Genomic DNA, 24,441 nt, shown 5'->3' with positions numbered 1-24,441 from the left:
CACCATCGCGGTCGCGTGAAGGAAGTTCCGACCCGTGAGTCTCGTGACCCTCCTCCCGTTCATCGTGCTCATCGGGGCCATGTTCCTGATGACCCGGTCGGCCAAGAAGAAGCAGCAACAGGCCGCCAGCATGCGGAACGACATGCAGCCCGGCAGCGGCGTCCGCACGATCGGGGGTATGTACGCCACGGTCAAGGAGGTCGGCGACGACACCGTCCTCCTCGACGCGGGCCCGGGCGTGGAACTGCTCTTCGCGAAGAACGCCATCGGTGCCGTACTGACGGACGACGAGTACAACCGCATCGTCCACGGCATCGAGCACGACCTGAAGTCCGACTCCGACGTCGTCCCGGACGACGCCTCCTCCCTCACCGACGACGAGTCCGCCGACGAAGCTGCCGCCGCCTCCGACGAGAAGTCCGTCGACCTCGGTAAGAAGGACACGGCCGAGGAGCCCGCCGACGACGCGGCCGCCAAGGCCGACGCCGACGTGGAGGCCGCCGAGGCGAAGTCGGACGACGAGCCGAAGAAGACCGACGGCGAGTCCGGCGCGAAGTAGTCGCATTCCGGGGCGCGCGGACCAGCTCCGCGCGCCCCGGAATCTGCGCGGCTCGCACGGAATCCCCAACCATGTCATGGCCGCCCGCCCGCCGACCCGGCGCGAGAGCGGCCCGAGAGGGAGTACGAGAAGGTGGCAGCACCTAAAAGGGGGCGGAGCGCGAGTGCCCAGAGCAAGCCAGGGCGCGCGCTGGCCCTGATCCTGATCGCCATCGTGGCGCTCACCGGTGGAATGTTCCTCTCGGGACACACCACCCCGCGCCTCGGCATCGACCTCGCCGGAGGCACCAGCATCACGCTGGAGGCCAAGGCCGACCAGGGGTCCGCGATCAACAAGGCCAACATGGACACCGCGGTCGAGATCATGAACCGCCGTGTCAACGGCCTGGGCGTCTCCGAGGCGGAGGTGCAGACCCAAGGTGATCGCAACATCATCGTGAACATCCCCAAGGGCACCAATTCCCAGGAGGCCCGCGAGCAGGTCGGCACCACCGCCAAGCTGTACTTCCGTCCGGTCCTCGCCCAGGAGGCCACCGGCCCCGCGGCCGCCTCGCCGAGCCCGTCCGCCAGCGGCTCCTCGAGCGCCTCGCCGAGCCCCTCCGCGAGCAAGTCCGGCACCGGCGAGAAGGCGACCTCGTCGTCCTCCCCGTCGGCCACCCCCACCTCGCAGGGCCGCGCGGTCACCGACGCCCTGAAGGCCGACTCCACTCCGTCGGCGTCCGCGAGCGCGTCGAGCCCCGCCTCCCCGTCCGCCTCCGCGAGCGGCGGCACCGCCACCTCCGCCGAGGCCAAGCTCCAGGCCCAGTACGCCGCCCTGGACTGCTCCAAGAAGGCGCAGCGCACCAAGGCGGGCGAGGGTGCCAAGCCCGGCGACACCACCGTGGGCTGCGGCGAGTACGGCGGTGTCTGGTACAAGTACCTGCTCGGCCCCGCCGCCGTCGCCGGCACCGAGGTCAAGAAGGCCCAGGCGGTCTTCGACACCCAGACCGCCGCCGGCTGGCAGGTCACCATGACCTTCAACAGCAAGGGCGCCAGCAAGTTCGCCGACATCACCGGCAAGCTCGCGCAGAACACCCAGCCGCTGAACGAGTTCGGCATCGTCCTCGACGGCCAGGTCGTCTCCAGCCCCACCGTGAGCTCCTCGATCACCGGCGGCAACGCCCAGATCTCCGGCAGCTTCACGCAGGAGGAGGCCCAGAACCTCGCCAACATGCTGTCGTACGGCGCTCTCCCGCTCTCCTTCAAGGAGCAGAGCGTGACCACCGTGACCGCGGCGCTCGGCGGTGAGCAGCTGCACGCCGGTCTGCTCGCCGGCGCGATCGGCCTCGCCCTGGTCGTCATCTACCTGGTGGCCTACTACCGCGGTCTGTCGATCGTCGCGATGGCCTCGCTGCTCGTCTCCGCGATCCTCACCTACGTGATCATGGCGCTGCTCGGCCCGGCGATCGGCTTCGCGCTGAACCTCCCGGCCGTGTGCGGTGCCATCGTCGCCATCGGTATCACCGCGGACTCGTTCATCGTGTACTTCGAACGCATAAGGGACGAGATCCGCGAGGGCCGCTCGCTGCGACCCGCCGTCGAGCGGGCCTGGCCGCGCGCCCGGCGCACCATCCTGGTCTCCGACTTCGTGTCGTTCCTCGCCGCCGCCGTGCTGTTCGTCGTGACGGTCGGCAAGGTCCAGGGCTTCGCGTTCACGCTCGGCCTGACCACCGTGCTCGACGTCGTCGTGGTCTTCTTCTTCACCAAGCCGCTGATGACGCTGCTGGCCCGCCGCAAGTTCTTCGCGAGCGGCAGCAAGTGGTCCGGCCTCGACCCGAAGAGCCTGGGCGCCAAGCCGCCGCTGCGCCGCACCCGCCGTCCCGCCGCCCCCGCCCACACGAAGGAGGCGTGAGCATGTCGAAACTCGGCAACCTCGGCGCCCGACTGCACCGTGGCGAGATCAGCTACGACTTCATCGGTCACCGCAAGCTCTGGTACGGCATCTCGATCCTGATCACCATCACGGCGATCGTGGGCCTCGCGGTGCGCGGCCTGAACATGGGCATCGACTTCCAGGGCGGCGCGGTCTTCACCACCGAGAAGACCAGCGTCTCCGTCTCCCAGGCCGAGGACTACGCCAAGGAGGCCTCCGGCCACGACGCGGTCGTGCAGAAGCTGGGCAACGGCACGATGCGCATCCAGATCGCCGGCATGGACACCCAGCAGTCCGACGAGATCAAGAACAAGCTCGCCGCGGACTTCAAGGTCGACCCGGAGAAGATCGCCGCCGACCTCGTCGGTCCCAGCTGGGGTGACCAGATCGCCAACAAGGCCTGGCAGGGTCTGGCGATCTTCATGGTCCTCGTCGTGATCTATCTGGCGATCGCCTTCGAGTGGCGCATGGCCATCGCGGCCCTCGTCGCCCTGATCCACGACATCACCATCACCGTCGGCATCTACGCCCTCGTCGGCTTCGAGGTCACGCCGGGCACGGTGATCGGTCTGCTGACCATCCTCGGTTACTCGCTCTACGACACGGTGGTCGTCTTCGACTCCCTCAAGGAGCAGACGAAGGACATCACCAAGCAGAACCGCTGGACCTACAGCGACATCGCCAACCGCTCGATCAACGGCACCCTGGTCCGCTCGATCAACACCACGGTGGTCGCGCTGCTGCCGGTGGCGGGCCTGCTGTTCATCGGCGGCGGCTTCCTCGGCGCGGGCACGCTCAACGACATCTCGCTGTCGCTGTTCGTCGGCCTCGCCGCGGGCGCGTACTCCTCGATCTTCATCGCCACCCCGCTGGTCGCCGACCTCAAGGAGCAGGAGCCGGCGATGAAGGCCCTCAAGAAGCGGGTCCTGGCCAAGCGCGCCCAGGCCGACGTGGAGGAGGAGCTCGCGGAGGCCCGCGGCGACGGCGTGGACGACGAGCCGGAGGACACCCCGCACGCGGTCGTCGGTCCGCGCACCCAGCCCGCCTCGCGCGGCCGGGGTCGTGGCCGTCCCTCGGGGAAGCGCCGATGACCGAGCTCGCAGGTATCACAGAGCTGCTGCTCAGCCGTATCCGTGATGTGGCCGACTACCCGGAGCCGGGCGTGATGTTCAAGGACATCACCCCGCTCCTGGCGGACCCGGCGGCGTTCACGGCGCTCACGGACGCCCTGGCGGGAATTGCCACGGCCACCGGTGCCACGAAGGTCGTCGGTCTGGAGGCCCGGGGCTTCATCCTGGGCGCCCCGGTCGCCGTCCGCGCGGGCCTCGGCTTCATCCCCGTACGCAAGGCGGGCAAGCTCCCCGGAGCGACCCTCAGCCAGGCGTACGACCTGGAGTACGGCTCGGCGGAGATCGAGGTGCACGCGGAGGACCTGTCCGCGGGCGACCGCGTGCTCATCGTCGACGACGTCCTGGCCACGGGGGGTACCGCCGAGGCGTCCATCGAGCTGATCCGCCGCGCGGGCGCGGAGGTCTCCGGCCTCGCGGTCCTGATGGAGCTCGGCTTCCTGGGCGGGCGGGCCCGTCTGGAGCCGGCACTGACGGGGGCTCCGCTGGAGGCGTTGCTGGTGGTCTGACCACCCCACTCCCTACGAAACGGCCGTTCCGGAACACCGGGACGGCCGTTTCGTACGGGGGAGCGAGACCCTTTGTCGGCTGCCGCGCCGTCGTGGCTGGTCGCGCAGTTCCCCGCGCCCCTTCAGGGCGCTCCACCCGCCGGAATGCCGAAGCTCACCCCTCGTGTTTCACAGGTAGACGTCCCTCACACCGGACTGGAGGCGATCCCCGCGCGCAGGATCGCTACCATGGGTTCTCCGGAGCCTGACCGGGGGACCCGGATCGCGCACGAGGAGTCCTCTTGCCAGACGAGGCCCAGCCCCTTACCGCCGCCAAGCCCGAGCCCGCCTCGGCGCCCGCGGCGAAGCCCGCGCCGGACGCGAAGACCGCGACGAACGACGCCCGTGGGCCGGTCGAGCACGCCCAGTCCGCGCCCGTCGACAAGCCCGCCGAGTCGGCCAGGCCCAAGCCCGCCCTTCCCGAGCCCCCCGCGCCGTCGGCCGCCGCGGCCCGCCCGGCCCCGGGCCAGCCCGCCCGCACCGGCTCCTCCAACCGCGTCCGCGCCCGCCTGGCCCGTCTCGGTGTCCAGCGCTCCAACCCGTACAACCCGGTCCTGGAGCCGCTGCTGCGGATAGTGCGCAGCAACGACCCGAAGATCGAGACCGCCACGCTCCGCCAGATCGAGAAGGCCTACCAGGTCGCCGAGCGCTGGCACCGAGGCCAGAAGCGCAAGAGCGGCGACCCGTACATCACCCACCCCCTCGCGGTGACCACGATCCTCGCCGAGCTCGGCATGGACCCGGCCACCCTCATGGCGGGCCTGCTGCACGACACCGTCGAGGACACCGAGTACGGCCTCGACCAGCTCCGCCGCGACTTCGGCGACTCGGTCGCCCTGCTCGTCGACGGCGTCACCAAGCTGGACAAGGTCAAGTTCGGCGAGGCCGCGCAGGCCGAGACCGTGCGCAAGATGGTCGTGGCCATGGCCAAGGACCCGCGCGTCCTGGTCATCAAGCTCGCCGACCGCCTGCACAACATGCGCACCATGCGCTACCTCAAGCGCGAGAAGCAGGAGAAGAAGGCGCGCGAGACGCTGGAGATCTACGCTCCGCTCGCCCACCGCCTCGGCATGAACACCATCAAGTGGGAGCTGGAGGACCTCGCCTTCGCGATCCTCTACCCCAAGATGTACGACGAGATCGTACGGCTGGTGGCCGAGCGGGCGCCCAAGCGTGACGAGTACCTGGCCATAGTGACCGACGAGGTGCAGTCCGACCTGCGCGCGGCCCGCATCAAGGCCACCGTCACCGGCCGCCCGAAGCACTACTACAGCGTCTACCAGAAGATGATCGTCCGCGGCCGTGACTTCGCGGAGATCTACGACCTGGTCGGCATCCGCGTCCTGGTGGACACCGTCCGCGACTGCTACGCGGCCCTGGGCACGGTCCACGCCCGCTGGAACCCGGTTCCGGGGCGGTTCAAGGACTACATCGCGATGCCCAAGTTCAACATGTACCAGTCGCTCCACACGACGGTCATCGGGCCCAACGGCAAGCCGGTCGAACTCCAGATCCGCACCTTCGACATGCACCGCCGCGCCGAGTACGGCATCGCCGCGCACTGGAAGTACAAGCAGGAGGCCGTCGCGGGCGCCTCCAAGGTGCGCTCCGACCAGCCGCGGTCCACCGGCAAGGACGACCACCTCAACGACATGGCGTGGCTGCGCCAGCTCCTGGACTGGCAGAAGGAGACAGAGGACCCCGGCGAGTTCCTGGAGTCCCTGCGCTTCGACCTCTCCCGCAACGAGGTCTTCGTCTTCACGCCCAAGGGCGACGTCATCGCGCTGCCGGCCGGTGCCACCCCGGTGGACTTCTCGTACGCGGTGCACACCGAGGTGGGCCACCGCACCATAGGAGCCCGTGTCAACGGCCGTCTGGTGCCGTTGGAGTCGACCCTGGACAACGGCGACCTGGTCGAGGTCTTCACGTCCAAGGCGCCCGGTGCCGGGCCGTCCCGGGACTGGCTGAACTTCGTCAAGTCGCCGCGGGCCCGCAACAAGATCCGCGCCTGGTTCTCCAAGGAGCGCCGCGACGAGGCGATCGAGCAGGGCAAGGACGCCATCGTCCGCGCGATGCGCAAGCAGAACCTGCCGATCCAGCGCATCCTCACCGGCGACTCCCTCGTCACGCTCGCCCACGAGATGCGGTACTCCGACATCTCCGCGCTCTACGCGGCGATCGGCGAGGGTCATGTCTCCGCGCAGAACATCGTGCAGAAGCTGGTCCAGGCGCTCGGCGGCGAGGAGGCGGCCACCGAGGAGATCGACGAGTCGGTCCCGCCGACCCGCGGCCGCGGCCGCAAGCGGCGCTCCAACGCCGATCCGGGTGTCATCGTCAAGGGCGTCGAGGACGTGTGGGTCAAGCTGGCCCGCTGCTGCACCCCCGTCCCGGGCGACCCGATCATCGGTTTCGTCACCCGCGGTAGTGGCGTATCGGTTCACCGCAGCGACTGCGTCAACGTGGAGTCACTGTCCCGCGAGCCGGAGCGCATCCTCGAGGTCGAGTGGGCCCCCACCCAGTCCTCGGTCTTCCTGGTCGCCATCCAGGTCGAGGCCCTGGACCGCTCCCGGCTCCTCTCGGACGTCACCCGTGTCCTGTCCGACCAGCACGTCAACATCCTCTCCGCGGCCGTCCAGACCTCCCGCGACCGCGTCGCCACCTCCCGCTTCACCTTCGAGATGGGCGACCCGAAGCACCTCGGGCACGTCCTGAAGGCGGTCAGGGGCGTGGAGGGCGTGTACGACGTCTACCGCGTGACCTCGGCGCGCAACCGGTCGTAGCGGACATGCGAAAGGGCCCCGGGAAACCGGGGCCCTTTCGTGTGTACGGCTTTTCTCAGCCGCCGAACTCCTGGAGGCCCTTGAGAGCCTGGTCCAGGAGCGCCTGGCGGCCCTCCAGCTCGCGCTCCAGCTTGTCGGCACGCGCGTTGTTGCCCTGGGCGCGGGCCTGCTCGATCTGGCCCTTGAGCTTGTCCACGGCGGCCTGGAGCTGGCCGGTCAGACCCTCGGCACGCGCGCGTGCCTCCGGGTTGGTCCGGCGCCACTCGGTCTCCTCGGCCTCCTGGAGAGCGCGCTCGACCGCGTGCATCCGGCCCTCGACCTTCGGCCGGGCGTCCCGCGGGACGTGGCCGATGGCCTCCCAGCGCTCGTTGATCGCCCTGAACGCGGCGCGGGCGCTCTTCAGGTCGCCGATCGGCAGGAGCTTCTCGGCCTCCTCGGCCAGCTCCTCCTTCAGCTTGAGGTTCTCGGTCTGCTCGGCGTCCCGCTCGGCGAAGACCGAGCTGCGGGCCGCGAAGAACACGTCCTGGGCGCCGCGGAAGCGGTTCCACAGGTCGTCCTCGTGCTCGCGCTGGGCGCGGCCCGCGGCCTTCCACTCCGCCATCAGCTCGCGGTAGCGCGCGGCCGTCGGACCCCAGTCCGTCGACCCGGACAGCGCCTCGGCCTCGCCGACCAGGCGCTCCTTGGTCTTACGGGCCTCCTCGCGCTGCGCGTCCAGCGACGCGAAGTGGGCCTTGCGCCGCTTGGAGAACGCCGAGCGCGCGTGCGAGAAGCGGTGCCACAGCTCGTCGTCGGACTTGCGGTCCAGGCGCGGCAGGCCCTTCCAGGTGTCCACCAGGGCGCGCAGCCGCTCACCGGCGGCCCGCCACTGGTCGGACTGGGCCAGCTCCTCCGCCTCGACGACCAGCGCCTCCTTGGCGTGCCGGGCCTCGTCGGACTGCTTCGCGCGCTGCTGCTTGCGCTCCTCGCGACGCTTGTCGACCGTCTCGACCAGCTTGTCGAGCCGCACCTTGAGCGCGTCCAGGTCGCCGACCGCGTGATGCGCGTCGACCTGTTCGCGAATGTGGTCGATCGCGGTCTGCGCGTCCTTCGCCGACAGGTCGGTGGTCTTCACACGCTTCTCGAGGAGGCCGATCTCGACAACCAGGCCCTCGTACTTGCGCTCGAAGTAGGCCAGGGCTTCCTCGGGGGAGCCGGCCTGCCAGGAACCGACGACCTGCTCGCCGTCGGCCGTACGCACGTACACGGTCCCCGTCTCGTCGACGCGGCCCCACGGGTCGCTGCTCACAGCGCCTCCTCCACATGATGCCTGCGGAAGGCTTCAGCGCCCCCGGGCATCGTCCACAGTTTCGTCACGGCCAACATAGGCGACCGGCGGGTTGCCTGTCCGCATCCCGCGCGACCGAAATTTCGCACTTGACGGTCAGGATTTGGTGACGGTCGCCTTGTTGATCACGACGGTCGCGTTCGGCGCGCCGTCGCCCGCTCCGGTGCTCTCACCGGCCGCGGCGATCTTCTTCAGCACCTTCATACCGGATTCCGAGATGGTCCCGAACGGGGTGTAGCTCGGGGGCAGCTGGCTGTCCTGGTAGACCAGGAAGAACTGGCTCCCTCCAGTGTGCGCCTGCCCGGTGTTCGCCATCGCGACGGTGCCCGCGGGGTAGGTGTTGGCCTTGAGGCTCTTGTCCTTCAGGTTCTCGTCCGGGATGGTGTAGCCCGGTCCGCCGCTGCCGGAGCCCGTCGGGTCGCCGCACTGCAGGACGTAGATGCCGTTGGTGGTGAGCCGGTGGCACTTGGTGTGGTCGAAGAAGCCCTTGCCCGCGAGGAAGTCGAACGAGTTCACGGTGTGCGGGGCCGCCGACGCCTTCAGGGCGATGTCGATCGTGCCGCAGGTCGTCGCGAGGTCGAAGGTGTACTTCGCCGACTTGTCGATGGTCATCGCCGGCTCCTTCTTCCAGGTCTCCTTCTTGACCTCGCCGGGAGCGGGCTTCTCGCACGGGTCCGGCGCCTTCTTGGTCGCCTCCGCGCTCGGGGTGGCCTCCGCGCTCGCGTTGGCCTTGTCGTCGTCGTCCTTCAGCACCCCGGACGTGTAGAGCGCCAGGCTGCCCACCAGGATCACGCCGAGCACCGACCCGATCACAGAGTTGCGTACACGGGCCTTGCGGCGCGCGGCCGTGCGCCGCTGCTGCTGCCGCAAGAACTTCTCCCGCGCGAGCTGCCGCTTCCGCTGTTCCTGGGTGACCACGGGGTTCTCTCCTCATGCGTCTCGTCCGCCGACCGTTACGCATGCGTCCTATGAGCCGACCGCCTGCGTGTGCCCCGTACCGTATATGGGTTCGCTGAGGAATCGGCAGCGCCGGTAGGCTCTGACCACTGGGGCAGCCGCCCGGAAGACCGCCCGTACCCACACAAACCGAGGACGATCGTGCTCATTGCCGGGTTCCCCGCCGGGGCCTGGGGGACGAACTGTTATCTCGTCGCCCCCGCCGCCGGTGAGGAGTGCGTGATCATCGACCCGGGCCACCAGGCCGCCGAGGGAGTCGAAGAGGCACTGAAGAAGCATCGGCTCAAGCCCGTCGCCGTCGTCCTCACCCACGGCCACATCGATCATGTGGCCTCGGTCGTCCCGGTGTGCGGCGCGCACGACGTGCCCGCCTGGATCCACCCCGAAGACCGGTACATGATGAACGACCCGTCGATGGGTCTCGGCCGGTCCATCGGGATGCCGCTGATGGGCGAGATCACCGTGGGCGAGCCGGACGACGTCAGGGTGCTGACCGACGGCACGAAGCTGGAGCTGGCGGGCCTGGAGCTGTCCGTCGCGCACGCGCCGGGCCATACCAAGGGGTCGGTGACCTTCCAGATGCCGGAGACGGCCGACATCCCGTCGGTGTTCTTCTCCGGGGATCTGCTCTTCGCCGGCTCCATCGGACGCACCGACCTGCCCGGCGGTGACATGGCCGAGATGCTCGACTCGCTGGCCCGCGTGTGCCTGCCGCTCGACGACTCGACCGTGGTGCTGTCCGGCCACGGCCCCCAGACGACCATCGGCCAGGAGCGCGCCACCAACCCGTACCTGCGGGAAGTGGCCGCCGGCCAGGGAGCTTCACAGGCTCCCCGACGAGGAATGTGACGAGAGACTTCGTGAGCACCTTTCAGGCCCCCAAGGGCACGTACGACCTGCTGCCCCCCGACTCGGCCAAGTACCTCGCCGTCCGCGAGGCGATCGCCGCGCCGCTGCGCAACTCCGGCTACGGCTACATCGAGACGCCCGGCTTCGAGAGCGTCGAGCTGTTCGCGCGCGGGGTCGGTGAGTCCACCGACATCGTGACCAAGGAGATGTACGCCTTCGAGACCAAGGGCGGCACCAAGCTGGCCCTGCGCCCCGAGGGCACCGCGTCCGTGCTGCGCGCGGCGCTGGAGGCCAACCTGCACAAGGCGGGCAACCTCCCGGTCAAGCTCTGGTACTCCGGCTCGTACTACCGCTACGAGCGCCCCCAGAAGGGCCGTTACCGCCACTTCTCGCAGGTCGGCGCCGAGGCGATCGGTGCCGAGGACCCGGCGCTGGACGCCGAGCTGATCATCCTGGCCGACCAGGCGTACCGCTCGCTGGGCCTGAGGAACTTCCGCATCCTGCTCAACAGCCTGGGCGACAAGGAGTGCCGGCCGGTGTACCGGGCAGCGCTCCAGGAGTTCCTGCGCGGCCTGGACCTGGACGAGGACACCCTGCGCCGGGCGGACATCAACCCCCTGCGCGTCCTCGACGACAAGCGCGAGTCGGTGCAGAAGCAGCTCGGGGACGCGCCGCTGCTGCGCGACTACCTGTGCGACGCGTGCAAGGCGTACCACGAGGAGGTCCGTGAGCTGATCACCGCGGCGGGCGTGGCCTTCGAGGACGACCCGAAGCTGGTGCGCGGCCTCGACTACTACACCCGTACGACCTTCGAGTTCGTCCACGACGGTCTGGGCTCCCAGTCCGCGGTGGGCGGCGGCGGCCGCTACGACGGTCTCTCCGAGATGATCGGCGGCCCCGCGCTGCCGTCCGTCGGCTGGGCCCTCGGCGTCGACCGCACGGTCCTCGCCCTGGAGGCCGAGGGCGTCGAGCTCGAACTCCCCGCCACGACCAGCGTGTTCGCGGTCCCGCTGGGGGAGGAGGCCCGCCGGATCCTGTTCGCCAAGGTCACCGAGCTGCGCAAGGTCGGCATCGCGGCGGACTTCTCCTACGGCGCCAAGGGCCTCAAGGGCGCCATGAAGAACGCCAACCGCAGCGGCGCCCGCTACACGATCGTGGCCGGCGAACGCGACCTCGCCGAGGGCGTCGTACAGCTCAAGGACATGGAGTCCGGGGAGCAGTCGGCGATCGGGGTCAACGAGATCGTGGCGGAGCTGGAGTCCCGGCTGGGCTAGCAGGCACGCGCGTCAGGGCGCCGGTCGCATGACCGGCGCCCGTGACCGCGGCTGACGCGGGCGTCACTGGTCGAGGAGTCCGTGCCGCAGGGCGCTGGTGACGGCGGCGGTGCGGTCGTCGACGCCCAGCTTGGCGAAGACGCGCAGCAGATGGGTCTTCACCGTCGACTCGCCGATGAACAGCCTGCGGCCGATCTCGGCGTTGGTGCAGCCCTCCGCGACCAGGCGCAGCACCGCCGTCTCGCGCTCCGACAGCCGCGGCCGCTCCGGCCTGGTCCGCAGCTGGTCGACCAGACGGGCGGCGACCGTCGGGGCCAGGACCGTCTCGCCGCGCGCGGCCGCGCGCACGGACTCCGCCAGTTCGGCCCGGGGCAGGTCCTTGAGGAGGTAGCCGGCGGCCCCCGCCTCCACGGCCCGCAGGATGTCGCGGTCCGTGTCGTACGTCGTCAGCACGATCACCCGGCAGGGCAGTCCCGCCTCCGTCATCCGCACGATCGACTCCACGCCCGACCCGCCCGGCATGCGCAGGTCCATCAGCACGATGTCGGGGCGGAGTTCGGCCGCCAGCGCCTCGGCCTGCGGCCCGTTGGACGCGTCGGCGACCACCTCCAGGTCCGGTTCCGCGGTCAGCATCGCCCGCAGGCCTTCCCGTACGACCGGGTGGTCGTCGGCCAGGATGATCCGGATCATGAACAGCTCCTCGGGGGCGGTACGGGTAGCCGGACGGTGACCGTGGTGCCGCCGCCGGGCGCGCTGTGCACCCGGACCGTCCCGCCGACCTCGGTGGCGCGGGCCCGCAGCCCCGCGAGTCCGTAGCCGTCATGGGCGGCCCCGGGGTCGAAGCCCTGGCCGTCGTCGCGTACGGACAGGGTCAGCGCGTCCTCGTCGTAGTCGAGACCGATGGTCACGGCCGCGGAACTCCCCGCGTGTTTACGGCAGTTCGTGAGCGCCTCCTGGCACGCGCGCAGGGCGACGACCTCGGGTACGGCGGGCAGCGGACGGACCGGGCCCGTCACGTCGAGCTCGGCCGTGTGGCGGGCCGCCAGCCTGCCCAGCGCGTCCGGCAGCGAGGAGCCGTCCAGGTCGGCGGGCGTGCCGTCGGCGACCAGGGCCCGGGCCTCGGCCAGGTTCAGCCGGGCCGTCTCGTCCATCAGCGCCAGATGCCGACGGGCCCGCACGAGGTCGTGGTCGAGCTCGGCCTCGACGGCCTGGACCAGCATGAGCAGGCTGGTGAAACCCTGCGCGAGGGTGTCGTGGATCTCCCGCGCCATCCGCTCCCGCTCCGCCAGCGCCCCGTGCGCCGCCGACAGCCGGGAGACCTCGTGCCGGCTCGTGTCCAACTCGGCGATCAGGGCCGCCCGTTCCTGACTCTGCTCGATGATCCGGATGACATAGCTGCCCACGGCCACCGAGAAGACGAGGGTGACCACGGCGAACAGGCCGTTGAAGAAGACGTCCTGGTCGCTCGGCCACCAGAGCAGGGCCCAGCCCAGGACCGGCACGAGGTTGATCACGGCGACCGCGCCGAGCGCCCACCGCATGCGCAGGGTCATGAAGCACTGGGGGACGAGCGCGAAGGTCATCAGCCGGGTCTCGCCCACCAGGATCGCCGAGGGCAGGAACAGCGCCACCATCGCACCGAGATAGGTGAGCGCCTCGCGCGCGTCGGGCGGATCCTGCCGGAGAAGGGGGCGGCCGACCCGTACGAACAGCGGGACCTGCGGCACCAGCAGCGCCGCCGCGGTCAGCCGGACCGGCCACCCGGGGTGCCCCGTGCCCAGCACGAACACCAGGGTGGCCAGCCAGATCAGCGCGAAGTAGGTGTCCCAGAGGCGGAAGGAGCGGTCCCACGAGTACGCGCCCTCCCCGCCCCCGGCGCTCGCGCCGCCCCCGGGACGCTTCATCCCTCGCGCCGGTTCTTCCACCGGAAGGTCAGCAGACACAGCAGCAATCCTCCGACGCACCACGCCCCCAGCACCAGGGCGGTGCGCCCGAACTCCCAGTCCCCGGCCTGCTCCAGGACCTGCGCCGAGTCCGGCAGGAACACCCCGCGCAGCCCCTGGCACATCCACTTCAGCGGGAACAGCGCACCGATGTTCAGCATCCAGCCGGGGATGGTGTCGATCGCGATGTACACCCCGGAGATGAACTGCAGGACCAGGAAGGGCAGGACGACCACGGAGCTCGCGCTCTTGCTGGACTTCGGGACCGAGCTCACCGCGATGCCGAGCAGCGCGCAGCCCGTCAGACCGAGCACGAAGATCCAGGCGAAGGCGAACCACCTGCCGGCGTCCGAGGGCAGTTCGACGTCGTACAGCGTGGTGCCGACGAGCAGCAGGATCGCCGTCTCCAGGAGGCCGGTGACCAGAACCAGCCAGATCTTGCCGAGGAAGTACGCCGCCGGCGGCATCGGCGTGCCGCGCAGCCGGCGCAGCACCTTCTCGTCCCGCTCGACGGCGATCGCGACGCCCAGCGACTGGAAGCTCGTCGACATGATGCCGGCGGCCATCATCGCCGGGACGTACAGCTGCGAGGCCTTGACGCCCGCGCCCTCCACGTCGTCGCTGAAGATCGACGCGAACAGGAACAGCAGGACCACGGGGAAGGCGAAGGTGAACACCACGTGGTCGCGCTGCCGGAAGAACATCCTGATCTCCAGGGCACCCCGCCGCAGCCCCAGCCCCCAGGCCCCCGGCAGACGCACCCGGGCCCCGTGGCGTGCTTCCCGTACGGAGGTGGTGGTCATCGCGGGTCCTCCTGTCCGGTGAGCCGGAGGTAGACGTCCTCCAGCGTGGGGCGGGTCACCGTCAGGCCCGGGATCTCGCCGTCGAAGCGGTGGGTCAGCTCGGCGACCGTCCTGGTCGGGGTGTCCGTGCGGACCGCGCGCGGGGCGCCGCCCGGCTCGGTCCACTCGACGGTGGCCCCGCTGCCGAACCGCTCCCGCAGGGCGGCCGGTTCGCCCGTGGCCACGACCTTCCCCCTGGTGACCACGGCCAGCCGGTCGGCCAGCGCCTCGGCCTCCTCCAGGTAGTGCGTGGTGAGCAGGATCGTGGTGCCCTCGACGGCCAGCTTGCGGATCAGGTCCCAGAACTGGCGCCGGGCCGCGGGGTCGAAGCCGGTCGTCGGCTCGTCCAGGAGCAGCAGCTCGGGCCCACCGATCACCCCCAGCGCCACGTCGAGGCGGCGCCGCTGGCCCCCGGACAGGGCCTTGATCCGGCTGCCCGCCCTGGCCTCGAGGCCCACCAGGGCGATGACCTCCTCCGGGTCCCGCGGCCTCGGGTAGTAGCGGGCGAAATGTCGGACCGTTTCCGCGACCGTCAACTCCGCGGGCGCGGATTCGTCCTGCCAGACGATTCCGACACGGGATCGCCACGCGCGTGTGCCGTGCGCCGGGTCCGCGCCGAGCACCGAGACCTCACCCGCGTCCCGGTCCCGGTTGCCCTGGAGGATCTCCACGGTGGTGCTCTTGCCCGCCCCGTTGGGTCCCAGCAGGCCGAACACCTCGCCCGCGCGGATACCGAGATCGAGTCCGTCGACCGCGGTCACGTCGCCGTAGCGCTTGCGCAGTCCTCGAACGTGCACCGCCGGTTCGTTCGCGTGTGTGGTCATGTCCGAGAGCGTCGGCCGGAACCGAACGCCCGGGGACGACCGTGCGTACTTCCTTATGTCCACCGAACGGTGGACAAGCCCCCGGGTGCGGCACAATGGCCCCTGCCCGAAGAAGGTCCAACTCTCCAGCAGACGGATCGGCGTGATGAGCAAGACGACAGTGAAAGACGTCTCCACGGAGTCCGAGCCCTCGTCGGCGGGCGTCGACCCCGCGCCCCGCACCGAGGGCGGCAGCCGGGCCTTCGCCCTGCTGCTGGTGATCACCGGCGCGGCCGGACTGCTCGCCGCGTGGGTCATCACGATCGACAAGTTCAAGATCCTCGAGGGCAAGGTCAGCGGCAAGACGTTCACGCCGAGCTGCTCCCTCAACCCGATCGTCTCCTGCGGCAGCGTGATGGAGAGCAAGCAGGCCGCCGCCTTCGGGTTCCCCAACCCGATGCTCGGCCTGGTCGCCTACGGCATCGTGATCTGCGTCGGCATGAGCCTGCTGGCCCGCGCCCGCTTCCCGCGCTGGTACTGGCTCACCTTCAACTTCGGCACCCTCTTCGGCGTCGCCTTCGTCACCTGGCTCCAGTTCCAGTCGCTGTACCGGATCAACGCGCTGTGCCTGTGGTGCTCGCTGGCCTGGGTCGCCACGATCACGATGTTCTGGTACGTCACCTCGTTCAACATCCGCAACGACTTCCTGCCGTCCCCGGGCTGGCTCAAGCGGTTCCTCGCCGAGTTCACCTGGGTCCTGCCGGTCACGCACTGCGGCATCATCGCGATGATGATCCTGACCCGCTGGGGCAGCAGCCTCTGGGCCTGACGGCGTTGTCAGTGCCGTGAACTAGGGTTTCTGTCGTGGAGCCCGATCTGTTCACCGCGGCGGCGGAAGAGCGCCAGGAGAAGGACCCGGCCGGCAGCCCCCTGGCGGTCCGGATGCGCCCGCGCACCCTCGACGAGGTGGTGGGCCAGCAGCACCTGCTGAAGCCCGGCTCGCCCCTGCGCCGACTGGTCGGCGAGGGCAGCGGCGGCCCCGCCGGACCCTCCTCGGTGATCCTCTGGGGCCCGCCCGGCACCGGCAAGACGACCCTGGCGTACGTCGTCTCCAAGGCGACCAACAAGCGTTTCGTGGAACTCTCCGCGATCACCGCCGGCGTCAAGGAGGTCCGCGCGGTCATCGACGGCGCCCGTCGCGCCACCGGCGGCTTCGGCAAGGAGACCGTCCTCTTCCTCGACGAGATCCACCGCTTCAGCAAGGCCCAGCAGGACTCCCTGCTCCCGGCGGTCGAGAACCGCTGGGTGACCCTGATCGCGGCCACCACCGAGAACCCCTACTTCTCGGTGATCTCCCCGCTGCTGTCCCGCTCGCTCCTGCTGACCCTCGAACCCCTCACGGACGACGACCTCAGAGGACTCCTGAAGCGGGCGCTCGCCGACGAGCGCGGCCTGAAGGACGCCGTCGCCCTCCCCGAGGACACCGAGGACCACCTCCTGCGGATCGCCGGAGGCGACGCCCGCCGCGCCCTGACCGCCCTGGAGGCCGCCGCCGGGGCTGCCCTCGACAAGGGCGAGCCGGAGATCTCCCTCACCACCCTGGAGGAGACGGTCGACCGCGCGGCCGTGAAGTACGACCGCGACGGCGACCAGCACTACGACGTGGCCAGCGCCCTCATCAAGTCGATCAGGGGCTCCGACGTCGACGCGGCCCTGCACTACCTGGCCCGCATGATCGATGCCGGCGAGGACCCCCGCTTCATCGCCCGCCGCCTGATGATCTCCGCCAGCGAGGACATCGGCCTCGCGGACCCCAACGCGCTCCCCATAGCCGTCGCCGCCGCCCAGGCCGTCGCCATGATCGGCTTCCCCGAGGCCGCACTGACGCTGAGCCACGCCACCATCGCGCTCGCCCTGGCCCCGAAGTCCAACGCCGCGACCACGGCGATCGGCGCCGCCATGGAGGACGTGCGCAAGGGACTGGCCGGGCCCGTCCCGCCCCACCTGCGCGACGGGCACTACAAGGGTGCCGCCAAGCTCGGCCACGCCCAGGGGTACGTCTACCCGCACGACCTGCCCGAGGGCATCGCCGAGCAGCAGTACGCCCCGGACGCCATCAAGGACCGCGAGTACTACGAACCCACGCGGCACGGCGGCGAGGCGCGGTACGCGGACGCGGTGGAGTGGACCAGGAAGCACCTCGGTCGTAAGCGGTCCTGAGCAGCCTGTAGAATCCCTCGAAGTGCCGAGTCCCGCGCAGTCAGAGCGGGACAACCGGCCGGGACCCCCAGCGGGTCCCAGGAGCGTCGCGCACCGTTCGAATGGTGTCGCGGGCAGCCCACCACCGTACGCGGTAGGTGGGCCACTCGCGTGCTGCACGTAGTGCCCAGATCAGGGGAGCGGCTGCCCACCAGGTCCTTCGAGGCCCGGCGGGTTTCCCCGGCTGCGGATGCGACCTCCCTCAACCCTGACGAGCCGAATCAAGGAAACGAGAAAAAGTGGCGAACCAGTCCCGCCCCAAGGTCAAGAAGTCGCGTGCCCTCGGCATCGCGCTGACCCCGAAGGCCGTCAAGTACTTCGAGGCCCGTCCCTACCCCCCGGGTGAGCACGGCCGTGGCCGCAAGCAGAACTCGGACTACAAGGTCCGTCTGCTCGAGAAGCAGCGTCTGCGTGCGCAGTACGACGTGTCCGAGCGTCAGCTCGTCCGCGCCTACGAGCGTGCCTCCAAGGTCCAGGGCAAGACCGGTGAGGCCCTGATCATCGAGCTCGAGCGCCGTCTCGACGCGCTGGTCCTGCGTTCGGGCATCGCCCGCACGATCTACCAGGCCCGCCAGATGGTCGTCCACGGCCACATCGAGGTCAACGGCCAGAAGGTCGACAAGCCGTCCTTCCGCGTCAAGCCCGACGACGTCGTGATGGTCCGCGAGCGCAGCCGCAGCAAGACGCTGTTCGAGGTCTCCCGTGCCGGTGGCTTCGCCCCCGACGGTGAGACCCCGCGCTACCTCCAGGTGAACCTCGGCGCCCTGGCGTTCCGCCTGGACCGCGAGCCGAACCGCAAGGAGATCCCGGTGATCTGCGACGAGCAGCTCGTCGTCGAGTACTACGCCCGCTGATCACCAGCAGGCGGTAGCACACGCACCACCTCAGCCCGCCGTCTCCCCGCCCTTCCGGGTGGGCGAGGCGGCGGGTTCGTGCGTTCCGAGGGTCACCTCGGTGTGCCGCACGGGGCCCCGCGGCGCCGGCAGTCCCTCCAGTGGGCGTGCCCGCCCCAGCGCCCGGGCCACCGCCGCCTCCCGGCCCAGGGCCCGCCCCTGTCGTACGCACTCCTCGTACCGCTCGTCGCCCAGCCGCTCCCGGGCCGTCGCCTCGCACAGCTCGTGCGGGGCGTTGTAGTAGGCGGAACCGAACAGCGGCAGGCCCACCGAGGGCCACAGCGAGGCGGCCGCGCCCTGGAGGACCGCCGCCTCGGCCGGGTCGCCCTGCGTCGCCGTGACCAGGGCGAGCAGCTCGATCGACAGGACCGAGCCGAGCAGGTCGTGGAAGGCGTGCGCGCAGGTCAGGCATTCGGTGAGCAGCGCACGCGCGTGTGCCGCGTCGCCCTCGCTCCAGGCCGCGTACGCCAGGACGTACAGCGCGTACGACCGGGCCCAGCGCTCGCCGTGGTCCTCGCAGATCCGGCGGACGTCCTCGCACAGCCGTACCGCGTCCGGCAGATCGCCCAGGAAGGCGCGGGCCATCCCCAGCTCGACCTGGGCCATGAGCACATTGCTGTTGAGCTCGCCGATCTCCTCGTAGCGCGCCAGCGACGAGCGCAGCAGCGATTCCGCGCGGGGCATGTCGTCCGAGACGAGCGCCAGACAGCCGGTGCGGTGCTCGGCGTAGGCCGTCGCCGTCGGGTTGCCGGTCCGCTCGGCCTCCTCGCGGCACCGCTGGAGGGCCGCCAGTGCGGGCACGGTGTCGCCCTGGAGGATCGCCACATAGCCGAGCACCCACAGGGCCTTCAGCCGGGCGTGTTCCTGGCCGGGCCCCGGCTCCCCGCGCACCTCCGGCTCTCCGCGCACCTCCGGCTCTCCGCGTGCCTCCGGTTGCACGCTGCGCTCCAGCCAGTGCCGGCCCTCCGACAGGCGCCCGCAGCCGACCCAGCAGAACCAGAGCGAGCCCGCGAGATGCCGGCCCAGCTCCACCCCGTCGGGGTCGGTCAGGCAGTACTCCAGGGCGCAGCGCAGGTTCGGCAGTTCGGCCTCGATCCGGGCGGCCACCTCGTTCTGCCGCGGGGAGAACCAGTCCAGCTCGCACCAGGTGGCCAGGCCCACGTACCAGTCGCGGTGCCGCCTGCGCAGCCGTACCGCGTCCCCGGTCGCCTCCAGCCACTCGGCGCCGTACGCCCGGACCGTGTCGAGCATCCGGTAGCGGACGCCGGTCGCGGTCTCCTCGCGGGCCACCACGGACTGGGCGAGCAGCGCGGACAGCACGTCCAGGACGTCGTCGGAGCGCAGACCGCCGCCGCTGCACACGTACTCGGCGGCCTCCAGGTCGAACTGCCCGGCGAACACCGACAGCCGCGACCACAGCAACCGCTCCTCGGGCGTGCACAGTTCATGGCTCCAGCCGATCGCCGTGCGCAGCGTCCGATGGCGGGGCAGGGTGTCCCGGCCGCCGCCCGTCAGCAGCCGGAACCGGTCGTCGAGCCGCTCCAGCAACTGCCCGGGGGACAGCACCCCCAGCCGCCCCGCGGCCAGCTCGATCGCCAGCGGGATGCCGTCCAGACGCCGGCACAGCTCCCGTACATGAGGATCGTCCCCGACCGGCAGGCCCTGGCGTCCGGCCCGCTCCCCGAACAGCTCCACGGCCTCGTCCTCGCCCAGTGGGCCCAGGGCGAAGACCCGCTCGCCTGCCACCGACAGCGGTCTGCGCCCCACGGCGAGCACCGCCAGCCCCGGCAGCTGCCCCAGCAGCTCGACGATCAGCTCCGCGCACGCGTCCACCAGATGCTCGACACCGTCCAGGACCAGCAGGAGCCGGCGCCCGGCGAGGTGGGCCAGGAGCGTCTCGCGCGGCAGCCGCGTGGTGTGGTCCGTCAGACCCAGCGCCTCCACGACCGCGTAGTCGACGAACTCCGGATCGCGTACGGCGGCCAGCTCGACGCGCCAGACCCCGTCGGGCGGCGCGCACCGGCCGCCGGCCACCCGGGCCGCGAGCCGGGACTTGCCGATCCCGCCGGGGCCGGTCACCGTGACCAGCCGTGCGGAGTCGAGCGCCCGCGCCAGACCGGAGAGTTCGGCGCGCCGGCCCACGAAGCCGTCGAGCTCCAGGGGGAGGTTGCCGGTCGCCTCGGTGCCGTCGGGCTGATGACTGCGCATGGAACACGGAGCGTACTCAAGCGTGTTCACTCCGTACAACCGCCGGAGGTGGCTCGGCGGCGGGCGAGGGGTAATCCGGTGCGGAGCGCCGTCCTCGGCGCGATAGGCTCGGCTCCGTTACCCACAGGTGTTTATGAGAGCAGGTGTCAGGTGTCCGGTGGAGAGGTTGCCGGGATCCTGGTGGCCGTCTTCTGGGCGATCCTGGTCTCCTTCCTCGCCGTCGCGCTGGCGAGGCTGGCCCAGACGCTCAAGGCGACCACCAAGCTCGTCGCGGACGTGACCGACCAGGCGGTGCCGCTGCTGGCCGACGCCTCGACCGCGGTGCGCTCCGCGCAGACCCAGATCGAGCGGGTCGACGCGATCGCCTCGGACGTCCAGGAGGTCACGTCGAACGCCTCCGCGCTGTCCACCACCGTCGCCTCCACCTTCGGCGGCCCCCTGGTCAAGGTCGCGGCCTTCGGCTACGGCGTGCGCCGGGCGCTCGGCGGCCGCAAGGACGAGGTGCCCGCGAAGACCCCCCGGCGTACCGTGATCGTGGGCCGGGCGGTATCCCGGGGCCGCGGGAAGAGGGACTGAGGCTCAGAGATGTTCCGCCGTACTTTCTGGTTCGGCACGGGCGTTGCCGCCGGTGTCTGGGCCACCACCAAGGTCAACCGCAAGCTGAGGCAGCTGACCCCCGAGAGCCTCGCCGCCACGGCGGCCAACAAGGCGATCGAGACGGGCGCCCGGATCAAGGACCGCGCGGTCGGCTTCGCGCTCGACGTCCGCGACAACATGGCGCAGCGGGAGGCCGAGCTGACGGACGCCCTCGGTATCCGCGAGAGTCCCGAACTGCCCGCACCACGGCGCATCGCCGCCATCGAGAACACCACGTACACCACGAAGTCGTACAAGACGCACCCGTACAACCGGAATGAGGACCACTGATGGAGTCGGCCGAGATTCGCCGCCGCTGGCTGAGCTTCTTCGAGGAGCGCGGGCACACCGTCGTCCCTTCGGCGTCGCTCATCGCGGACGACCCGACTCTGCTGCTCGTCCCCGCCGGCATGGTGCCCTTCAAGCCCTACTTCCTGGGTGAGGTCAAGCCGCCCTTCGCGCGCGCGACCAGCGTCCAGAAGTGCGTGCGCACGCCCGACATCGAAGAGGTCGGCAAGACCACCCGGCACGGCACCTTCTTCCAGATGTGCGGCAACTTCTCCTTCGGCGACTACTTCAAGGAAGGCGCCATCAAGTACGCCTGGGAGCTGCTCACCAGCCCCCAGGACAAGGGCGGTTACGGCCTGGAGCCGGAGAAGCTCTGGATCACGGTCTACAAGGACGACGACGAGGCCGAGCGCATCTGGCACGAGGTCGTCGGGGTGCCGAAGGAGCGCATCCAGCGCCTCGGCATGAAGGACAACTACTGGTCCATGGGCGTCCCCGGACCCTGTGGCCCCTGTTCCGAGATCAACTACGACCGCGGCCCCGAGTTCGGCGTCGAGGGCGGCCCCGCCGTCAACGACGAGCGGTACGTGGAGATCTGGAACCTCGTCTTCATGCAGTACGAGCGCGGCGAGGGCATCGGCAAGGACAACTTCGAGATCCTCGGCGAGCTCCCCAGCAAGAACATCGACACCGGCCTCGGCCTCGAGCGCCTCGCGATGATCCTGCAGGGCGTGCAGAACATGTACGAGATCGACACCTCGATGGCCGTCATCAAGAAGGCCACCGAGCTGACCGGTGTCGCGTACGGCGACGCCCACGACTCGGACGTCTCCCTGCGCGTGGTCACCGACCACATGCGCACGTCCGTGATGCTCATCGGAGACGGCGTCACCCCCGGCAACGAGGGCCGCGGTTACGTCCTGCGCCGCATCATGCGCCGCGCCATCCGCAACATGCGGCTCCTCGGCGCCACCGGTCCGGTCGTGCTGGACCTGATCGACACCGTGATCGCCATGATGGGTCAGCAGTACCCCGAGCTGGTCACCGACCGCGAGCGCATCGAGAAGGTCGCCGTCGCCGAGGAGAACGCCTTCCTCAAGACGCTCAAGGCCGGCACCAACATCCTCGACACCGCCGTCACCGAGACCAAGGCCGCCGGTGGCAAGGTCCTCGCCGGCGACAAGGCGTTCCTGCTCCACGACACCTGGGGCTTCCCGATCGACCTCACCCTCGAAATGGCCGCGGAACAGGGCCTGTCGGTGGACGAGGACGGCTTCCGCCGCCTGATGAAGGAGCAGCGGGAGCGCGCCAAGGCCGACGCCCAGGCCAAGAAGACCGGGCACGCGGGCGCCGGTGCCTACCGTGAGATCGCCGACAAGGTCGGTGAGACCGACTTCATCGGTTACAGCGACACCGAGGGCGAGTCCACCGTCGTCGGCATCCTGGTCGACGGCGTCTCCTCCCCGGCCGCCACCGAGGGCGACGAGGTCGAGATCGTCCTGGACCGCACCCCGTTCTACGCCGAGGGCGGCGGCCAGATCGGCGACACCGGAAAGATCAAGGTCGACTCCGGTGCCGTCATCGAGATCCGCGACTGCCAGAAGCCGGTCCCGGGTGTCTATGTCCACAAGGGCGTCGTGCAGTTCGGCGAGGTGACCGTGGGCGCCAAGGCGCACGCCTCCATCGACAGCCGCCGGCGTACGGCCATCGCCCGCGCCCATTCGGCCACCCACCTCACCCACCAGGCGCTGCGGGACGCGCTCGGCCCGACGGCCGCCCAGGCCGGTTCCGAGAACCAGCCCGGCCGCTTCCGCTTCGACTTCGGCTCGCCGTCCGCCGTTCCCACGGCCGTGATGACCGACGTCGAGCAGAAGATCAACGAGGTGCTCGCCCGCGAACTCGACGTCCAGGCCGAGGTCATGGGCATCGACGAGGCCAAGAAGCAGGGCGCCATCGCCGAGTTCGGCGAGAAGTACGGCGAGCGGGTCCGGGTCGTGACCATCGGTGACTTCTCCAAGGAGCTGTGCGGTGGCACCCATGTGCACAACACCGCGCAGCTGGGTCTGGTCAAGCTGCTCGGCGAGTCGTCGATCGGCTCCGGTGTCCGCCGTATCGAGGCGCTCGTCGGGGTGGACGCCTACAACTTCCTCGCCCGTGAGCACACCGTCGTCGCCCAGCTCCAGGAGCTGATCAAGGGCCGCCCGGAGGAGCTCCCGGAGAAGGTCTCCGCCATGCTCGGCAAGCTGAAGGACGCCGAGAAGGAGATCGAGAAGTTCCGCGCCGAGAAGGTCCTCCAGGCCGCGGCCGGTCTCGCCGAGTCCGCCAAGGACGTCCGCGGCATCGCCGTCGTCACCGGCCAGGTCCCGGACGGCACCACCCCGGACGACCTGCGCAAGCTGGTCCTCGACGTGCGCGGCCGCATCCAGGGCGGCCGGGCGGTCGTCGTCGCCCTCTTCACGGTCAACAACGGCAAGCCGCTCACGGTCATCGCCACCAACGAGGCCGCCCGCGAGCGCGGTCTCAAGGCCGGTGACCTGGTGCGTACGGCCGCCAAGACCCTCGGCGGCGGCGGTGGCGGCAAGCCGGACGTCGCCCAGGGCGGCGGCCAGAACCCGGCCGCGATCGGTGAGGCCGTGGACGCGGTCGAGCGCCTGGTCGGGGAGACGGCCAAGTAATGCGCAGAGGCCGTCGACTCGCGATCGACGTCGGGGACGCCCGGATCGGGGTCGCCTCGTGCGACCCCGACGGGATCCTCGCCACTCCGGTGGAGACGGTCCCCGGGCGGGACGTTCCCGGAGCTCAGCGCCGGTTGAAGCAGCTGGTCGAGGAGTACGAACCGATCGAGGTCGTCGTCGGCCTCCCGCGCTCCCTCAAGGGGGGCGAGGGGCCGGCCGCGGTCAAGGTCCGCGGCTTCGCCCAGGAGCTCGCCCAGGGCATCGCACCCGTTGCGGTCAGGCTCGTCGACGAGCGGATGACGACCGTGACGGCCAGTCAGGGACTGCGCGCGTCCGGGGTGAAATCGAAAAAGGGCAGATCGGTCATTGACCAGGCAGCAGCCGTGATCATCCTCCAGCAGGCCCTGGAATCCGAACGGGTGTCAGGTAAAGCACCCGGCGAGGGCGTCGAAGTGGTCATCTGATCGCGATACGGTAACGTTCCGCGCGACTGCGACACTGTTCGAACAGGTGCCGCACAGAGAGAGGCGGATCGGATGCCGGGTCACAAGCCGCGCGACCGCCG

The 24,441-nt window shown here is 70.3% G+C and carries 21 protein-coding genes; 14 read left to right on the top strand and 7 right to left on the bottom strand.

Annotation, left to right across the window (positions count from 1 at the left end; all coding sequences use genetic code 11):
* Positions 1-34: 34 nt before the first annotated feature.
* The 5 genes from yajC to AC2XR2_RS07625 all read left to right on the top strand — a co-directional run bounded on the left by yajC (position 35) and on the right by AC2XR2_RS07625 (position 6,925).
* A complete protein-coding gene (gene yajC, locus AC2XR2_RS07645; RefSeq protein ID WP_381309201.1) occupies positions 35-559 on the top strand; it encodes a preprotein translocase subunit YajC in 525 nt (174 codons plus the stop codon).
* A gap of 132 nt (positions 560-691) precedes the next feature.
* Positions 692-2,449, top strand: a complete 1,758-nt coding sequence (secD, locus tag AC2XR2_RS07640) for a protein translocase subunit SecD (RefSeq protein WP_491514636.1) — start codon at positions 692-694, stop codon at positions 2,447-2,449.
* 2 nt (positions 2,450-2,451) lie between these two features.
* On the top strand, positions 2,452-3,561 hold the full coding sequence (gene secF / locus AC2XR2_RS07635) for a protein translocase subunit SecF (protein WP_491514635.1): 1,110 nt from the start codon (positions 2,452-2,454) through the stop codon (positions 3,559-3,561).
* The gene (locus AC2XR2_RS07630; RefSeq protein WP_330268169.1) at positions 3,558-4,106 is read left to right on the top strand and encodes an adenine phosphoribosyltransferase; all 549 of its coding nucleotides are present in this window, start codon (positions 3,558-3,560) and stop codon (positions 4,104-4,106) included. Before secF ends, AC2XR2_RS07630 begins: the two co-directional genes overlap by 4 nt.
* A gap of 281 nt (positions 4,107-4,387) precedes the next feature.
* A complete protein-coding gene (locus AC2XR2_RS07625; RefSeq protein ID WP_381307154.1) occupies positions 4,388-6,925 on the top strand; it encodes a RelA/SpoT family protein in 2,538 nt (845 codons plus the stop codon).
* Between the two features lie 55 nt (positions 6,926-6,980).
* Here AC2XR2_RS07625 and AC2XR2_RS07620 read toward each other — a convergent pair whose 3' ends face one another.
* Together AC2XR2_RS07620 and AC2XR2_RS07615 are read right to left on the bottom strand one after the other, a co-directional pair.
* Positions 6,981-8,210: a DUF349 domain-containing protein gene (locus AC2XR2_RS07620; protein ID WP_381307156.1), complete on the bottom strand. Its 1,230-nt coding sequence runs from the start codon at positions 8,208-8,210 to the stop codon at positions 6,981-6,983.
* Positions 8,211-8,345: 135 nt separating this feature from the next.
* Positions 8,346-9,167 carry a peptidylprolyl isomerase gene (locus tag AC2XR2_RS07615; RefSeq protein WP_330268172.1) on the bottom strand — a complete coding sequence of 274 codons (822 nt, stop codon included), beginning with the start codon at positions 9,165-9,167 and terminating at the stop codon, positions 8,346-8,348.
* 180 nt (positions 9,168-9,347) lie between these two features.
* Between AC2XR2_RS07615 and AC2XR2_RS07610 the strand changes: the two genes are divergently transcribed.
* Positions 9,348-10,055 (top strand): MBL fold metallo-hydrolase, encoded by a 708-nt coding sequence (locus tag AC2XR2_RS07610; protein ID WP_381307159.1) that lies wholly within the window; start codon positions 9,348-9,350, stop codon positions 10,053-10,055.
* Between the two features lie 11 nt (positions 10,056-10,066).
* Positions 10,067-11,329, top strand: a complete 1,263-nt coding sequence (gene hisS / locus AC2XR2_RS07605; RefSeq protein WP_381307162.1) for a histidine--tRNA ligase — start codon at positions 10,067-10,069, stop codon at positions 11,327-11,329.
* 63 nt (positions 11,330-11,392) lie between these two features.
* Here the strand turns inward: hisS and AC2XR2_RS07600 are convergent, their stop codons facing one another.
* The 4 genes from AC2XR2_RS07600 to AC2XR2_RS07585 are packed head-to-tail and all read right to left on the bottom strand — an operon-like array spanning position 11,393 to position 14,938.
* A complete protein-coding gene (locus tag AC2XR2_RS07600) occupies positions 11,393-12,019 on the bottom strand; it encodes a response regulator (RefSeq protein WP_449350167.1) in 627 nt (208 codons plus the stop codon).
* Positions 12,016-13,233, bottom strand: coding sequence for a sensor histidine kinase (locus AC2XR2_RS07595; RefSeq protein ID WP_491514634.1), 1,218 nt, complete (start codon positions 13,231-13,233; stop codon positions 12,016-12,018). The genes AC2XR2_RS07600 and AC2XR2_RS07595 overlap by 4 nt, the downstream gene beginning before the upstream one ends.
* The gene (locus AC2XR2_RS07590) at positions 13,230-14,075 is read right to left on the bottom strand and encodes an ABC transporter permease (RefSeq protein WP_449350169.1); all 846 of its coding nucleotides are present in this window, start codon (positions 14,073-14,075) and stop codon (positions 13,230-13,232) included. The genes AC2XR2_RS07595 and AC2XR2_RS07590 overlap by 4 nt, the downstream gene beginning before the upstream one ends.
* On the bottom strand, positions 14,072-14,938 hold the full coding sequence (locus tag AC2XR2_RS07585) for an ABC transporter ATP-binding protein (protein WP_449350170.1): 867 nt from the start codon (positions 14,936-14,938) through the stop codon (positions 14,072-14,074). The genes AC2XR2_RS07590 and AC2XR2_RS07585 overlap by 4 nt, the downstream gene beginning before the upstream one ends.
* Positions 14,939-15,083: 145 nt before the next feature.
* Between AC2XR2_RS07585 and AC2XR2_RS07580 the strand changes: the two genes are divergently transcribed.
* The 3 genes from AC2XR2_RS07580 to rpsD all read left to right on the top strand — a co-directional run bounded on the left by AC2XR2_RS07580 (position 15,084) and on the right by rpsD (position 18,030).
* Positions 15,084-15,746, top strand: a complete 663-nt coding sequence (locus AC2XR2_RS07580; RefSeq protein WP_381307174.1) for a vitamin K epoxide reductase family protein — start codon at positions 15,084-15,086, stop codon at positions 15,744-15,746.
* 35 nt (positions 15,747-15,781) lie between these two features.
* A complete protein-coding gene (locus tag AC2XR2_RS07575; protein WP_491514633.1) occupies positions 15,782-17,137 on the top strand; it encodes a replication-associated recombination protein A in 1,356 nt (451 codons plus the stop codon).
* A gap of 278 nt (positions 17,138-17,415) precedes the next feature.
* Positions 17,416-18,030: a 30S ribosomal protein S4 gene (gene rpsD / locus AC2XR2_RS07570; protein ID WP_019066381.1), complete on the top strand. Its 615-nt coding sequence runs from the start codon at positions 17,416-17,418 to the stop codon at positions 18,028-18,030.
* A 30-nt stretch (positions 18,031-18,060) separates the two neighbouring features.
* On the opposite strand, the gene AC2XR2_RS07565 is transcribed toward rpsD, so the two are convergent.
* Complete coding sequence (locus AC2XR2_RS07565; RefSeq protein ID WP_491514632.1) at positions 18,061-20,277, bottom strand: ATP-binding protein; 2,217 nt, start codon at positions 20,275-20,277, stop codon at positions 18,061-18,063.
* A 150-nt stretch (positions 20,278-20,427) separates the two neighbouring features.
* On the opposite strand from AC2XR2_RS07565, the gene AC2XR2_RS07560 reads away from it, so the two are divergent.
* Genes AC2XR2_RS07560 through ruvX form a run of 4 tightly spaced genes read left to right on the top strand, consistent with a single transcriptional unit; the run spans position 20,428 to position 24,340 of the window.
* A complete protein-coding gene (locus tag AC2XR2_RS07560; RefSeq protein ID WP_123759515.1) occupies positions 20,428-20,853 on the top strand; it encodes a DUF948 domain-containing protein in 426 nt (141 codons plus the stop codon).
* A gap of 9 nt (positions 20,854-20,862) precedes the next feature.
* On the top strand, positions 20,863-21,204 hold the full coding sequence (locus AC2XR2_RS07555) for a hypothetical protein (protein ID WP_020138089.1): 342 nt from the start codon (positions 20,863-20,865) through the stop codon (positions 21,202-21,204).
* The gene (gene alaS / locus AC2XR2_RS07550; protein WP_330268180.1) at positions 21,204-23,876 is read left to right on the top strand and encodes an alanine--tRNA ligase; all 2,673 of its coding nucleotides are present in this window, start codon (positions 21,204-21,206) and stop codon (positions 23,874-23,876) included. The genes AC2XR2_RS07555 and alaS overlap by 1 nt, the downstream gene beginning before the upstream one ends.
* Positions 23,876-24,340: a Holliday junction resolvase RuvX gene (gene ruvX, locus AC2XR2_RS07545; protein ID WP_491514631.1), complete on the top strand. Its 465-nt coding sequence runs from the start codon at positions 23,876-23,878 to the stop codon at positions 24,338-24,340. Before alaS ends, ruvX begins: the two co-directional genes overlap by 1 nt.
* The last annotated feature ends 101 nt before the right edge of the window (positions 24,341-24,441 follow it).

Source organism: Streptomyces sp. LS-MS-L19 (assembly GCF_058382285.1).
The sequence above is the reverse complement of the archived record's forward strand: the minus strand, read 5'-3'. Positions and strand labels throughout refer to the sequence as shown.

What these genes read in the sequence shown, in the direction of transcription:
- alaS (WP_330268180.1), top strand. Translation starts at nt 21,204, where the DNA reads ATGGAGTCGGCCGAGATTCGCCGCCGCTGGCTGAGCTTCTTCGAGGAG.
- AC2XR2_RS07630 (WP_330268169.1), top strand. Translation starts at nt 3,558, where the DNA reads ATGACCGAGCTCGCAGGTATCACAGAGCTGCTGCTCAGCCGTATCCGT.
- AC2XR2_RS07565 (WP_491514632.1), bottom strand. Translation starts at nt 20,277, where the DNA reads ATGCGCAGTCATCAGCCCGACGGCACCGAGGCGACCGGCAACCTCCCC.
- ruvX (WP_491514631.1), top strand. Translation starts at nt 23,876, where the DNA reads ATGCGCAGAGGCCGTCGACTCGCGATCGACGTCGGGGACGCCCGGATC.
- secF (WP_491514635.1), top strand. Translation starts at nt 2,452, where the DNA reads ATGTCGAAACTCGGCAACCTCGGCGCCCGACTGCACCGTGGCGAGATC.
- AC2XR2_RS07585 (WP_449350170.1), bottom strand. Translation starts at nt 14,938, where the DNA reads ATGACCACACACGCGAACGAACCGGCGGTGCACGTTCGAGGACTGCGC.
- AC2XR2_RS07595 (WP_491514634.1), bottom strand. Translation starts at nt 13,233, where the DNA reads ATGAAGCGTCCCGGGGGCGGCGCGAGCGCCGGGGGCGGGGAGGGCGCG.
- AC2XR2_RS07580 (WP_381307174.1), top strand. Translation starts at nt 15,084, where the DNA reads ATGAGCAAGACGACAGTGAAAGACGTCTCCACGGAGTCCGAGCCCTCG.
- AC2XR2_RS07590 (WP_449350169.1), bottom strand. Translation starts at nt 14,075, where the DNA reads ATGACCACCACCTCCGTACGGGAAGCACGCCACGGGGCCCGGGTGCGT.
- AC2XR2_RS07555 (WP_020138089.1), top strand. Translation starts at nt 20,863, where the DNA reads ATGTTCCGCCGTACTTTCTGGTTCGGCACGGGCGTTGCCGCCGGTGTC.
- AC2XR2_RS07600 (WP_449350167.1), bottom strand. Translation starts at nt 12,019, where the DNA reads ATGATCCGGATCATCCTGGCCGACGACCACCCGGTCGTACGGGAAGGC.